General features: G+C 62.3%; 12 protein-coding genes. 8 read left to right on the top strand and 4 right to left on the bottom strand.

The genetic code is table 11. The annotated features are described in order from the left end of the window. Positions 1-120 precede the first annotated feature (120 nt). The 6 genes from ACTJKE_RS00595 to ACTJKE_RS00570 all read left to right on the top strand — a co-directional run bounded on the left by ACTJKE_RS00595 (position 121) and on the right by ACTJKE_RS00570 (position 6,586). Positions 121-909 carry a FadR/GntR family transcriptional regulator gene (locus ACTJKE_RS00595; RefSeq protein ID WP_082615829.1) on the top strand — a complete coding sequence of 263 codons (789 nt, stop codon included), beginning with the start codon at positions 121-123 and terminating at the stop codon, positions 907-909. Between the two features lie 206 nt (positions 910-1,115). Further along, positions 1,116-1,622, top strand: coding sequence for an NUDIX hydrolase (locus ACTJKE_RS00590; RefSeq protein ID WP_057251102.1), 507 nt, complete (start codon positions 1,116-1,118; stop codon positions 1,620-1,622). Between the two features lie 137 nt (positions 1,623-1,759). Beyond that, positions 1,760-3,265 carry an inorganic phosphate transporter gene (locus tag ACTJKE_RS00585; protein ID WP_057251103.1) on the top strand — a complete coding sequence of 502 codons (1,506 nt, stop codon included), beginning with the start codon at positions 1,760-1,762 and terminating at the stop codon, positions 3,263-3,265. Positions 3,266-3,275: 10 nt separating this feature from the next. Then, entirely contained in the window at positions 3,276-4,013 is a 738-nt protein-coding gene (locus ACTJKE_RS00580; protein ID WP_057250909.1) for a 16S rRNA (uracil(1498)-N(3))-methyltransferase, read from the top strand. A 258-nt stretch (positions 4,014-4,271) separates the two neighbouring features. Continuing rightward, a complete protein-coding gene (locus ACTJKE_RS00575) occupies positions 4,272-5,645 on the top strand; it encodes a glutamate--cysteine ligase (RefSeq protein WP_058325432.1) in 1,374 nt (457 codons plus the stop codon). A gap of 113 nt (positions 5,646-5,758) precedes the next feature. After that, positions 5,759-6,586 carry a DUF937 domain-containing protein gene (locus ACTJKE_RS00570; protein WP_058325431.1) on the top strand — a complete coding sequence of 276 codons (828 nt, stop codon included), beginning with the start codon at positions 5,759-5,761 and terminating at the stop codon, positions 6,584-6,586. Between the two features lie 343 nt (positions 6,587-6,929). Here the strand turns inward: ACTJKE_RS00570 and ACTJKE_RS00565 are convergent, their stop codons facing one another. Beyond that, on the bottom strand, positions 6,930-7,217 hold the full coding sequence (locus ACTJKE_RS00565) for a DUF1127 domain-containing protein (protein WP_057250915.1): 288 nt from the start codon (positions 7,215-7,217) through the stop codon (positions 6,930-6,932). A gap of 207 nt (positions 7,218-7,424) precedes the next feature. Here ACTJKE_RS00565 and ACTJKE_RS00560 point away from each other — a divergent pair, with 207 nt between their 5' ends. Further along, positions 7,425-8,375, top strand: a complete 951-nt coding sequence (locus tag ACTJKE_RS00560; RefSeq protein WP_034800917.1) for a LysR substrate-binding domain-containing protein — start codon at positions 7,425-7,427, stop codon at positions 8,373-8,375. A gap of 93 nt (positions 8,376-8,468) precedes the next feature. Here the strand turns inward: ACTJKE_RS00560 and katA are convergent, their stop codons facing one another. Beyond that, the gene (gene katA / locus ACTJKE_RS00555; RefSeq protein WP_058325430.1) at positions 8,469-9,953 is read right to left on the bottom strand and encodes a catalase KatA; all 1,485 of its coding nucleotides are present in this window, start codon (positions 9,951-9,953) and stop codon (positions 8,469-8,471) included. A 188-nt stretch (positions 9,954-10,141) separates the two neighbouring features. Between katA and ACTJKE_RS00550 the strand changes: the two genes are divergently transcribed. Next, positions 10,142-11,053, top strand: coding sequence for a hydrogen peroxide-inducible genes activator (locus ACTJKE_RS00550; protein ID WP_057250919.1), 912 nt, complete (start codon positions 10,142-10,144; stop codon positions 11,051-11,053). Between the two features lie 12 nt (positions 11,054-11,065). On the opposite strand, the gene ACTJKE_RS00545 is transcribed toward ACTJKE_RS00550, so the two are convergent. Next, complete coding sequence (locus ACTJKE_RS00545) at positions 11,066-11,941, bottom strand: dienelactone hydrolase family protein (protein ID WP_058325429.1); 876 nt, start codon at positions 11,939-11,941, stop codon at positions 11,066-11,068. A gap of 122 nt (positions 11,942-12,063) precedes the next feature. Then, positions 12,064-13,092, bottom strand: a complete 1,029-nt coding sequence (gene adhP, locus ACTJKE_RS00540; protein WP_440691028.1) for an alcohol dehydrogenase AdhP — start codon at positions 13,090-13,092, stop codon at positions 12,064-12,066. Positions 13,093-13,135 lie beyond the last annotated feature (43 nt).

Raw genomic sequence — 13,135 nt, 5'->3', positions numbered from 1 at the left:
GCAGAGCGGTGCGAGCAACCTAGGCGCGGATTTCCGTCCCCTCCCGCTCTAACCTATGAGAATCATGATCAATTTTGGGCCGAAAAGACCGAAATTCATCGTGATCCGGGAGACCAAGACGTGACCGACGACCAGATCGACCTCTTCGCCCGCATCAGCCACAGCCGCACGGCGGACGAAGTCGTGCATCAGATCGAGCTCCTGATCCTCGAAGGCGTGCTGCGCGACGGCGATCGTTTACCGGGCGAAAGGGAGCTTTCCAAACGCTTCGACGTATCGAGGCCGATCCTGCGCGAGGCGCTCAAGGAACTCGAAGGACGCGGCCTGGTCGAAAGCCACCATGGCGGCGGCACCTTCGTCGCCGATGTCGTAGGGAAGATTTTCTCCAGGCCGCTGATCGACCTGATTGCCCGTCATCACAAGGCGACCCAGGATTATCTCGAATACCGGCGCGAGCTGGAGGGCCTGACCGCAGAACTGGCCGCCACCCGCGCCACGGATTTCGACCGGGACATCCTGACCAGGATCATCGAGCGCATGCGTACAGCGCACGCCGCCGGCGACTTCGAGGCGGAGCTCGAGGCCGATATCGAGCTGCACCAGGCAATCGGTGAGAGCGCCCACAACATCATCCTGATGCATACGCTGCGCGCCTGTTATCGGCTGCTTCAGCAGGGCATCTTCTTTCACCGCAACTCGGTTTTCGATGCACCGGGCGCGCGCGATCGGCTGCTTGGCCAGCACGAGGCGATCTACGACGCGATCATGGCGAGGGATCCGGCGAAAGCAAAGGCCGCGTCGCAGAACCATATCGACTTCGTTGCCGCCGCAACCCGCGAGGCGGAGCGCACCGGCGAATGGAACCGTATCGCCCGCCTGCGCTTGCAGCAGCGCGACCGCGCGAACTGACGGAGCAGGCCTACGCCCACTTGCCCGCGATTGGCAAACCGACGCGGAAACACCATATTCTGTCGTATCTGAACCACAGTTCAGCGGAAAGCTGACTGCATATCCGGCTGCCCAATTGCCGTAACATTTACACGCAACAGGACGCTGCCATACTCGCTTTGACAGAAAACAAGAACACTGATTCGCTGAGAGGAGCGCTGACGACCTTGAACTTCTTGAACAGACTCACATCCGATGTCCAATTGATGCTGCGCCGCCCGGCGCGCATGCAATATGCCGCGCTCTGCTATCGGATCCGCAAGAAGACCAAGGCCCTCGAAATCCTCATGATCACCAGCCGTGACACCGGCCGCTGGGTCATTCCCAAGGGATGGCCGATGCAGGGCAAGCGCGCCCACGAGGTGGCCGAGCGGGAGGCCTATGAAGAGGCCGGCGTCAAAGGGCATGTGCAGAAGTCGACGATCGGATACTATCTTTACCAGAAGCGCATGGACCATGGCCTGAAGATCTCGGTCAAGGTGCAGGTTCATGCCCTCGAAGTCGACGACCTCTGCAAGCACTTCCCCGAGGAAGGCCGCAGGCAGCTCGAATGGGTCGACTACAAGGAGGCTGCTTCACGGGTGGCAGAGCCGTCGCTGAAGGACCTCATTCTCGCCTTCGGCGAACGCATGGCAGCACCGTCTGCGCCGATGCCGAAGGCTGCGATCGGCTAGCCTTCGAGATGATCCTCAGGGGCATCCAATGCCCTGAATACGGGTTCCCGGCGCGCGCAACGCCAATGTCCATCAAATCCACTTGAAAGCGTGTTGCAGTGGCCTTAGTGGCCATTGTGACAATGGAGTTCCAGGCAGTGGCACAGCCGCGCTTACGCCTCGCAAAACAGACGCTCGACAAAGACCTCGACAAGCTCAGTCTTGCCGAAGAGGCGTCGCAGCATGTCCGCCGCAGCCTGGCGGCGCCGGCGCTCGCCGGCCTATTTCTGCTGCTCAGCATGGCCTTTGCCGCGAGTTTCGTGACCCATTCCGCGAGCGCGCCGATCATCATCGCCGCGGCAGCGATCGCCGGCTACATGGCCATGAACATCGGCGCCAACGACGTGACCAACAACGTTGGTGCGGCCGTCGGCGCCAAAGCGATGTCGATGGCGACGGCGCTCATCATCGCTGCCATCTTCGAGATCGCCGGCGCGATGCTTGCCGGGCGCGAGGTCGCGCTGACGATCGAAGCAGGCATCGTCTACGGCGAAGATGTGCTCGGCCCGCAAGCGATCATCTGGATCATGATGTCGGCACTCGCTTCGGCTGCGGCCTGGATCAATATCGCCACCTATTCAGGGGCGCCTGTATCCACCACACACTCGATCATCGGCGGCATCGTCGGCGCCGGCATTGCCGCGGCCGGTTTTTCCAGCGTCCAATGGTGGTCGCTTGCCGGCATCACTTTGAGCTGGTCGGTCTCGCCGCTTCTCGGCGGCGCAATTGCCGCCGCATTCCTCGCCTTCCTCAAGGAATTCATCATCTACCGCGAGGACAAGATCGCTGCCGCAAGGCGATGGATGCCGGTCATTCTCAGTGTCACCGCGGGCTGCTTCACCGCATACCTCGCGGAGATTGCCCTAGTTCAGGTTGCGGCAATCTCTTTGCCAACAGGACTCAGCCTGGGCGTCATCATCGGTACTGCCGTCTATTTCCTGACCAAGCCGTGGATCTACAAACAGTCAGAGGGGCTGGACAACCGCAACCAGTCACTTCGCAAACTATTTCGCGCGCCGCTCATTCTGGCTGCAGCACTTCTCTCCTTCGCGCATGGCGCCAACGACGTCTCCAACGCAATCGGCCCGTTATCCGCGATCGTTTCGGCCCTGGACGGCGTCATCACCACGGAGAAATCGCCGGCTCCCTTGTGGGAACTGGCGATCGGCGCGCTCGGCATTTCGATCGGTCTTCTGCTCTATGGCCCGAAGCTTATCCGCGTCGTCGGTCAGGAAATCACCAAGCTCAATCCGATGCGCGCCTTCTGCGTCGCGCTCGCCACCGCGGTCACGGTGCTTTTGGCATCGGCGCTCGGACTGCCGATCAGTTCGACCCACACGGCCGTTGGTGCCGTCTTCGGCGTCGGCTTCTTCCGTGAATGGTACATCCGCAATTCCAAGCGTCGCCTACAATATGTCCGACAGCGCACAGGGCAGGCCGACTTCATGGAAACGGAAGAAACCAACTTCGCCGAAGTCCGGCGCCGGCGCCTTGTACGCCGTTCGCATTTCCTGACGATCGTCGGCGCCTGGGTCATCACCGTTCCCGCCTCGGCCGCGCTATCGGCCGTCCTCTACCTCATCCTCTCCAGCATTTTCATGTGAAGGCCCCGATATGCGCGCCAATTTTCGCATGCAGCGACTGTTCGTCGAACATACCCTCAATGCGGGCTCCGCCCACGAGGCGACCAAGGAGCAGTTCAACTACCTGGTCAACGTTCTTCGGTATGAGGAAGGCTCCTCGATCCTCGTCTTCAACGGACGTGACGGCGAGTGGCGTGCGGAACTCTCCTTCGCCAGCAAGAAGAAGCTGGTGCTGACCGCTGTCGAGCAGACGCGCCCGCAGCCCGAACCTTGCGATCTTGTCTATCTTTTCGCGCCGCTGAAGGTCGGCAGGCTCGACTATCTCGTGCAGAAGGCCGTCGAAATGGGCGCAGGCGTGCTGCAGCCGGTCATGACGCAGCATGTGCAGGGCAAGCTCGGCAGCATCGAGCGCGTGCGCGCCAACGTCATCGAGGCGGCCGAACAATGCGGCGTGCTCGGCATTCCCGATGTCGAGGAGCCGCGACGACTGGAGGACGTGCTGGCCACCTGGCCCACCGACCGACGCATCATCTTCTGCGACGAAGGCAGCGACAGCCAGAACCCGTTGCCAATTCTCGCCGCCGTCAAGGAGAAGAAACTCGCTTTGCTGATCGGTCCGGAAGGCGGTTTCTCCGAGACAGAGCGAACGTTGCTGCGCAGCCTCGATTTCGTCAGCAGCATTCCGCTTGGACCGCGGATCCTCAGGGCCGACACCGCCGCTGTCGCAGCCATGGCGGTCATCCAGGCGACTGTCGGCGACTGGCGATAGCCGGTCGCTCCGCAGCAAACCGGGAGCCGCTCGTTCTCCTAGAAGATGGCTCCTAGAAGAAGGGGACCTCTCAACACAAGGTATGGTTGGGTCGACGATACCCAGTTCCACGGAGCTTGCTCCAGCGCAAGCAATCGTCCTACTTTTTTTGATGAGATCTTGAAAGAAATTGACTTGCACCGCACCTGAATACGGTTCAAGCAGCCTTCATCAACTCCCGCTATCCAGTGGGAGCCGCCCAAACAAAAGAAGACGCTCATGGCCCGAGATACCACCGACCAGACGCCGGTAACCTCTGTCGCTGACCTGACCGCCTATCTGGCAGAAGGTTCGAAACCGGAGGAGCGGTTCCGGATCGGCACGGAGCACGAAAAGTTCGCCTTCTTTAAGGCGGACAACAGCTCCGTCCCCTATTTCGGCGAGGCCAGCATCCAGGCGCTTCTGAATGGAATGGCCGCAAAGAGCGGCTGGGAACCGATCGTCGACCAAGGCAACATCATCGGCCTTGCCGAGCAGTCGGGCAATGGCGCGATCTCGCTGGAGCCGGGCGGCCAGTTCGAGCTTTCCGGAGCGCCGCTCGAAAACCTGCACCAGACCTGCAAGGAATCGAACCAGCATTTGGCGGTTCTGCGCGAAGTCGCCGAACCGCTCGGCATCCGTTTCCTCGGCATCGGCGGCAGCCCGAAGTGGACCTTCGCCGAGACACCGCGCATGCCGAAATCGCGTTATGGCATCATGAGCCGCTACATGCCCAAGGTCGGCACCAGGGGCCTCGACATGATGTACCGCACCTGCACGATCCAGGTGAATCTCGACTTTTCCTCCGAAGAGGACATGCGCCGCAAGATGCAGGTGTCCTTGAAGCTGCAGCCGCTTTCGACGGCGCTGTTTGCGAGCTCGCCCTTTACCGACGGCAAACCGAACGGGCTGCTCTCCTGGCGCGGCGATATCTGGCGCGACACCGACAACCAGCGCGCCGGCCTGCTGCCGTCCGCCTTCCGTCCGGATTTCGGCTTCGCCGACTATGTCGAATGGGCGCTCGACGTGCCGATGTACTTCGTCGTGCGCGACGGCCACTACCATGACTGTACCCACGTCACCTTCCGCCAGTTCATGGGCGGCGCGCTGAAGGGCGAGATCGCCGACTGGCAGCCGAACATGGGCGACTGGACCAACCACCTTTCGACGCTGTTCCCCGACGTTCGGCTGAAGCGCTTCCTCGAAATGCGCGGCGCCGACGGCGGCCCGTGGCGGCGGATCTGTGCGCTGCCGGCCTTCTGGGTCGGCCTGCTCTATGATCGCGAAGCGCTCGATGCCGCCGAGACACTGACCCGCGACTGGACCCTCGAAGAGGTGAGCGCGATGCGCGACGCCGTTCCGGTTCAGGCGCTTGCGACAAGGTTCCGCACAGGCACCCTCTACGACATCGCCCGCGAAGTCATCGCCATTTCCCGCGGCGGCCTGAAGCGCCGCAACCGGCTGAACGGGGATGGCGTCGACGAAAGCCAGTTCCTCGCGCCACTCGACGAGGTGCTCGCCAAGAAGGCGACGCTCGCCGAAGACCTGCTGGCACTCTACAATGGTCGCTGGAACGGCTCGGTCGATCCGGTTTTCGCCGAATACCAATATTGAGGCGCCCGCCAGGCGCTCTCAAAAAGCGGTTTCCAGCCCCCGATTTCCCGTTATAGTGCAAGGATATGCGTCGCTTACAGCGCCGCGCGTCGAGATGCCGAAGGGGAACTGGGATGGCACCGCTTTTTGACATGTTCGCACAGGCCCAGAATGGTAAGGCCATCGAACTGATGGCTCAACAATTCGGCCTCGCCCAGGAGCAGATGACGAAGGCGACGGCAGCGTTGCTGCCCGCCTTCTCGGCCGCCTTCAAGCGCAACACGGCCAATCCATATGATTTCGGCGCGTTGCTCACGGCGCTCGGCAGCGGCAACTACGCCAAATACTTCGAAGACATGAGCCAGGCCTTCACGCCACAGGGCATGGTCGACGGCAACGGTGTTCTCGGACAGCTGTTCGGATCGAAGGAAATGTCGCGCGCGATCGCCGCGCAGGCCGCGCAGGTCACCGGCATCAGCCAGGAGATCTACAAGCAGATGCTGCCGGTCATGGCCGATACGCTGATGGGCGGACTGTTCAAGCAGACGACCGGGCAATTCGCCGCCGCAAGCGACGCCTTCGCCAACAACCCGATGGCAGCGGCGATGCGCCAGTGGATGGAAGCGGCCGGCTTTGCCAAGAAGCCGGAACCGCAGCCGAACCCCTTCGACAACCCCTTCACGCAGGCGATGCAGGGCTTCTTTGGCATGGCCAAGAAGGAAGAGAAGGCCAAGACATCAGACGTCTTTGCCGACAACCCCTTCGTCAAGGCATTTCAGGACATGATGCAGGCGGGCGCCGCCGGCGCGCAGAAGCCGGCATCGGACAATCCGGCCCTTGCCCAGTTCTCCCAGGTGATGAACAGCATGTTCGACACCGGGCTGGAAATGCAGAAGGAATATCAGAAGAACGTCGAGTCGCTGTTCGATATCTACAAGACCGGACCCGGCGCAAAAAGCTGAAACGCCCTTCCCTGACCACGCCTCCGTTGGACGGCGCAACCTTCTGCGCCAGAGAGGGCGCGCGCGCCCTTGCGCAAATTTCAAAAGAAAAAGGCCCGGTACATGTCTTGGTCATGTACCGGGCCAAGCGGCAGGGTCTATTGGCTCTACCCTGCGGGGAACGTTTGGGCGCGCGACCTCTAACGATCAGCAGCGCCGAACTCTGAAATTCGCAGCATGATCCGCGGCGGCGGCTGGCTTTCGCGGATCATGCTCGACTGGCACACCCTAAGCGGCGGGATGCGCCGTGAAGCGGGCCGAGGATGCGGTTTCCCGCTTTCATCCCGCTCCAACTCGTCAACGGTCAGTCGTGGCGGGTCCCCTTGTAGAAGAGGCTCGCCCGGTTTCGCGAAGCGCGCGTCAGGTAACTCGCCGGATTGTCGAAGAAGGGCGAGGTGATCGCCTCGCGCACATCTTCTCGCTTTAGCCCCATATCGAGGAGCTGGCGGTCATCCATGTCATTCAGACGGCCGATCGCATATCGGTTTCGGAGCTGGTGCCACGCGGACGTGAGCATGCCTGTCACGCCGACGGCGCGGGACTGCTTTCCTGCAACGAAGTCGAGATCGAGGACGTGCTGTGTCGTGCGCATGACAATTCTCCTTTTCAGGCACGAAGAGGCCCATCCCCTGCGGGGAGGTCAAACGCAGGGGCGGGCCAAAGGGTTTGGGAATCGCCGGCGAAATTGCCGGCCGGGGATCGATGAATTTGCCCCTAATTGATCGCAAATCCTTATTGATCAGTCCAACGAATGTTTTTAATGATATTCATCAAACAATTTTATGGATGCATCACGGCCATGTCCGCACCGCTCGATATCGACCAGCTCCAGACCTTTGTCGCGATCGCCGACACGGGCAGTTTCACCAAGGCAGCCGACCGGGTCTTCAAGACTCAATCCGCCGTGTCGATGCAGATGCGCCGCCTGGAAGAGCGCATCGGCAAGGCGCTGTTCATGAAGGATGGCCGCGGCAACCGGCTGACGGTCGAAGGCGACCGTCTGCTCAATTTCGCCCGCCGGATGATCCGCCTCAACAATGAAGCGATCGCCTCCTTTGACGACAACCGCCTTGAAGGAACGCTCCGCATCGGCACGCCCGACGACTACGCCGACCGCTACATGCCCGAGATCATCATGCGGTTTGCCAAGACGCATCCGAATGTCGAGCTCTATATCATCTGCGAACCTTCGGTGGATCTCGCCGAGAAGATGGCGAAGGGCGACCTCGACATCGCGCTCGTCACGCACAATCCGCGTGCACGCGCCTCGGATGTCGTGCGGACCGAACCGCTCTGCTGGGTGAGCTCGATCAACCATCCGCTCCCGGAAAACGCGCCGATCCCGCTCGCCGTCGGCCGGCGCGACTGCCTCTGGCGGCAGGCTGCCTGCGCGGCACTCGACGCGACCGGCCGCGAATACCAGATCCTGTTCACAAGCTGGTCGTCGACGGTCGTCGCCGCGGCCGTGCTTGCCGGCATGGCCGTCTCGGTCCTGCCGGAGTCGGCTCTTCGCCCCGGCATGAAGGTGCTGACGCTCGCCGACGGCTTCCCGGCGCTGGCACCGGTGCAGATCGGCATCATGAAGCGGCCGGGTCTTTCGCCCTCGCTCTCCAACGCGATCAGCAACCACATCACCGCCTGCCTCGACAATATCACTCCGATCAGCGCTAACGACGACCTCGAAGCCGATATCAAGGGCTTCCCGCGCTATCCGCGCCTGCGGCAGAGCCACATGCTGCCGGGCTGGTAATAGCCGGTAGAAACCAAAAAAGGCCACGCACCGACAGGTACGTGGCCTTTTTCTTTTCCGAAGACTGGCGCCCGCTTCGAGCGCCCGTCCAGCTCACTCCGCAGCCGTGCCGATCGCCTCGGCCTCATAACGATGCGCTGCACGAAGAGCCACACGTACGCCGGCCTCATAGTCCGGATGGACAAGCTTGAAATGGGCAAGCTGACGCTCGACGATCATCCCCGGCACCCCGCCCATGGCGGCCGCGATATTGGAGAACAGCCGCGCCTTCTGTCCCGCATCGAACAGGTTGAAGAGCGCCCGCGGCTGGCTGTAGTCGTCGTTGCCTTCACGGTGGTCGTAGCGGGCCATATCGCCGCTGATGCGCAGCGGAGGCTCCATTGCGGACGGCTGCTCGACCGGGCCGTTGAACGAGTTCGGCTCGTAATAGGCATCCGGATTGCCGGTCTGGATGCCGCCGAACGTGTTCATCTGGCCATCACGGTGATAGTGATGCACCGGGCATTTCGGTCGGTTGACCGGGATGTGCTCGTAGTGTGTGCCGAGCCGATAGCGGTGGGCATCGGCATAGGAGAAGAGCCGCGCCTGCAGCATCTTGTCCGGCGAGAAGCCGATGCCGGGCACGATGTTCGACGGCGAGAAGGCGGCGTTCTCGACCTCGGCGAAATAGTTCTCCGGGTTGCGGTTGAGCTCCAGAACGCCGACCTCGATCGGCGGATAGTCCGCATGCGTCCAGACCTTGGTGACGTCGAAGGGATTGTAGGGTGTCTTCTCCGCGTCGAGTTCCGGCATGATCTGCACCTGCAGCGTCCAGCGCGGATAGTTGCCCTCCTCGATCGCGCCATAGAGCGCTTCCTGATAGCTTTCGCGCGTCCGGCCGATCACCTCGGCGGCTTCCGCATTGGTGTAGAACTTGTGACCGTGCTGGGTCTTGAAGTGGAACTTCACCCAATAGCGCTCGCCGGCGTCGTTCCAGAAGGAGAAGGTGTGGGAGCCGTAGCCGTTCATGTGCAACGGCGATACCGGACATCCGCGGTCCGACATCAGGATCGTCACCTGGTGCAGGCTTTCCGGCGAAAGCGACCAAAAATCCCACATGGCGGTCGCCGAACGCAGGTTGGTCTTCGGGTGGCGCTTCTGTGTGTGGATGAAATCCGGGAACTTGTAGGCATCGCGGACGAAGAAGATCGGCGTGTTGTTGCCGACGAGATCCCAATTGCCCTCGGGCGTATAGAATTTCAGCGCGAAGCCGCGCACGTCGCGTTCGGCGTCGGCAGCACCCAGTTCACCGGCAACAGTCGAGAAGCGCGCCAGCATCGGGGTCTCAGCGCCCGGCTGCAGAACCTTGGCCTTGGTGTATCTGGAGATATCGCCTGTGATCTTCAGCGTCCCATAGGCGCCCCAGCCCTTGGCGTGCACCGCGCGCTCGGGAATGCGCTCGCGGTTTTGATGCGACAGCTTTTCGATAAGCTGGTAGTCCTGCATCATGACGCCGCCACGCGGACCGGCCGTCAGCGAATTCTGGTTGTCGGGCACCGGCGCTCCGGCACTCGTCGTCAATATGGGTCGATCTGACATCGCGTCCTCCTGTCATAGGGTTCGCGCCCGGGAGATCGGACGAGATCTGCCCGACAGCAGCCTGAGGGGCTGCCAGCCGCAATTCGCGCGGCGCTCAAAGCCCGGACGCCTTGGCCAGACGGTTTTCCCACAGGGCTTCGATAATCTCCAATTGCATAAAAATTAAAAATTGATAGGATTTTCTTATCATGCTTACACTTCGACAGATGCGCTATTTCGAGGCTCTTGCCTCCGCTCGCCACTTCGGCAAGGCCGCCGAACTGGTCCATGTCAGCCAGCCGGCGCTCTCCGCCCAGATCATGGAAATGGAAAACCACCTGGGGGTGAAGCTGGTGGAGCGCAGCCGCAGCGGCGTTTTCCTCACTCGCAAGGGTGAAGAGGTGCTGGCCCGCACCCGCACCATCCTCGCCGACGTGGACATGCTGGAACAGAGCGCACGCGCCAGCTCCGGCACGCTCGAAGGGCGGATCCGCATCGGCGTCATCCCGACGCTTGCGCCCTATCTCGTGCCGCGGCTGGTGCCGCATCTGCGCCGCGTCTATCCGGCGATCGAGATCGAGTTGAAGGAATCGGTGACATCGAGGCTGGTCGCCGATCTCGGCGAGGGTCTGCTCGACGCCGTCGTCGCGGCCCTGCCGATCGAAACCGACGGGCTGTCGACGAAACCGCTCTTTTCCGACCGCTTCTACATGGCGATGGCGGACGACGAGCGAAACATCCTGATGTCGCCGCTGACCGAAGATCAGGTGGATGTCGAACAGTTGCTCCTGCTCGAAGAAGGCCATTGCCTGCGCGACCAGGCGCTCGCCGTCTGCAGCACCGCCGGCAAGCGCCGCCTTGTCTCGTTCGGCGCGACCTCGATGACGACGCTCCTGCAGATGGTTGCCAATGGCATGGGCATGACGCTGATCCCTGAAATCGCCATTGCGACCGAGGCCGCACGCAATTCGATCCGCATCGTGCCCTTCGCCGCACCCGAGCCGGCCCGCGAGATCGGCCTCGTCTGGCGGCGCAGCAGTCCGCGCGAGCGCGACATGGAAGCGCTCGCAACGGCAATCAGCGACTGCGCCGACGATATTATCCGGGCGGCGGCCGCCTGAGTTAAGACGCGCTCAGGCGAGCTTGGCCTTCAGGAATTCCACCGTCCGGCCCCAGGCGAGATCGGCGGCAGCCTTGTCATAGCGCGCGGCCGAGGTGTCGTTGTTGAAGGCATGGTTGACGCCGTCATAGACATAGATCGTCGCGTCCTTGCCGTCGTCTTTCAGCGCCTTTTGATAGGCGTCGATGCCGGCATTGATGCGTTCGTCGAGCCCGGCATAGTGCAGCAGCAGGGCGGCTTTGATCTTCGGCACATCCTCCGCCTTGGGCTGCGCGCCGTAATAGGCGACGCCGGCCCTGAGATCGGGCGAGCCGACAGCAAGCCGGTTGACGAGGCCACCTCCCCAGCAGAAGCCGATGGCACCAACCTTCCCCGTCGATTGCTGGTGCCCTTCCAGGAAGGCCACGGTCGCAACTGCATTCGCCGTCGTTGCTGCCGCATCCAGCGCGCCGATCATCTCGCGTGCCTTGTCCTCGTCCGTCGGCGTTCCACCCGACGGCGACAGGAAGTCCGGTGCAAGCGCCAGGAAGCCTTCGACCGCCATCCGTCGAGCAACGTCGCGGATATGCGGATTGAGCCCGCGGTTCTCGTGAATGACGATCACCGCCGGCAGTTTTCCGCTCACCTCCGCTGGGCGAACGAGGTACCCCTTCATGTCGCCGCCAGCCCCGGGGTAAGAGATATCCTCGCCGGTGATACGGGTATCGGCCGCCGCAACGATTTCCGCCTTGGCGCCGTTGGCAGCAAGCAGTGGCGCGATCGCCGCGGCCGCAGCCGCGGAACCGGCCAGTCCGGTGAGCTTTTCCATGAAGCGACGGCGATCGAGGGTCAGATGCGTGTATTCGTCATAGGCATCGATCATCGCCTGCGTGATTGTCGGTTCCTGCATGTCAGCCTCCTTCGGTTCGTTGTCCCGCGGCGGCAGACAGAACCGCCCGCGACAGAATAAGTCGGCGGGCGGTCGCGAACATACAAACTTGCGTTACTTCTGCGTGTTTCGTTTTTGGCCGATCAGCCGTTGAGATCGAGCACGATCCGGCCGTCGATCTTGCCTTCCTCCATACGCTTGAAGATCGCATTGATGTTCTCGATCTTGTCCCAGGTGAAGTGCGAGGCGACCTTGCCTTCGCCGGCAAACTCCAGCGACTCCTCGAGATCCTGGCGCGTGCCGACGATCGAGCCGCGGATGGTGATGCGCTTCAGCACCGTATCGAAGATCGGCAGGCACATCTGGCCGGGCGGTAGGCCGACGAGCGCCATGGTCCCCTTGGAGCGCAGCATGTTGAACGCCTGCTCCATCGCCTTGGGTGCCACGGCCGTCACCAGTGCGCCATGCACGCCGCCGGTCGCCTTCTGCACCTGCTCGAGCGCGTCCTTGTCACGCGCGTCGACGACGAGGTCGGCACCGAGTTTTCGCGCAAGCGCCAACTTGTCCGGGAAGATATCGACGGCGGCGACATGCATGCCCATTGCCTTGGCATATTGCACCGCCATGTGGCCGAGCCCGCCGATGCCGGAAATCAGCGCCCATTCGCCAGGACGCACCTCGGTTTCCTTTAGGCCCTTATAGACGGTGACGCCGGCGCAGAGGATCGGTGCGGCCGGTCCGAATTCCAGCTTTGCCGGCAGACGCCCGACAAAATCCGGATCGGCAAGGCCGTACTGGGCAAAGGTGCCGTTGACGGAGTAGCCGGTGTTCTGCTGGCTGCCGCAGAGCGTTTCCCAGCCGGTGCGGCAGGGCGTGCATCCGCCGCACGCCGTGTGCAGCCACGGCACGCCGACGCGGTCGCCCTCCTTCAGGTGTGTGACGCCGCTGCCAAGCTTGGCGACATAGCCGACGCCTTCGTGTCCGGGGATAAACGGCGGCTTCGGCTTTACCGGCCAATCGCCGTTTGCGGCGTGCAGGTCCGTATGGCAGACGCCGGTCGCCTCGTATTTGATCAGCACCTGGCCGGGGCCGGGCTCCGGTATCGGCACATCCTCGATTACCAGCGGCTTGCCGAATTCGCGTACCACGGCGGCTTTCATCGTTGCGGTCATCTCGTCCTCCTCCGATGCGTTGTCGTCCAACGTCGGAAAGACT

It is taken from the genome of Ensifer sp. 22521 (assembly GCF_052044795.1).
GTDB lineage: Bacteria > Pseudomonadota > Alphaproteobacteria > Rhizobiales > Rhizobiaceae > Ensifer.
Note: the sequence above shows the minus strand (reverse complement) of the source record. Positions and strands in the feature narration are given on the sequence as shown.

Bases quoted from the DNA above. Each gene is read 5' to 3' on its own strand.
- ACTJKE_RS00580 (WP_057250909.1), top strand. From the start codon at position 3,276: ATGCGCGCCAATTTTCGCATGCAGCGACTGTTCGTCGAACATACCCTC.
- ACTJKE_RS00575 (WP_058325432.1), top strand. From the start codon at position 4,272: ATGGCCCGAGATACCACCGACCAGACGCCGGTAACCTCTGTCGCTGAC.
- ACTJKE_RS00570 (WP_058325431.1), top strand. From the start codon at position 5,759: ATGGCACCGCTTTTTGACATGTTCGCACAGGCCCAGAATGGTAAGGCC.
- ACTJKE_RS00565 (WP_057250915.1), bottom strand. From the start codon at position 7,217: ATGCGCACGACACAGCACGTCCTCGATCTCGACTTCGTTGCAGGAAAG.
- ACTJKE_RS00560 (WP_034800917.1), top strand. From the start codon at position 7,425: ATGTCCGCACCGCTCGATATCGACCAGCTCCAGACCTTTGTCGCGATC.
- katA (WP_058325430.1), bottom strand. From the start codon at position 9,953: ATGTCAGATCGACCCATATTGACGACGAGTGCCGGAGCGCCGGTGCCC.
- ACTJKE_RS00550 (WP_057250919.1), top strand. From the start codon at position 10,142: ATGCTTACACTTCGACAGATGCGCTATTTCGAGGCTCTTGCCTCCGCT.
- ACTJKE_RS00545 (WP_058325429.1), bottom strand. From the start codon at position 11,941: ATGCAGGAACCGACAATCACGCAGGCGATGATCGATGCCTATGACGAA.
- adhP (WP_440691028.1), bottom strand. From the start codon at position 13,092: ATGACCGCAACGATGAAAGCCGCCGTGGTACGCGAATTCGGCAAGCCG.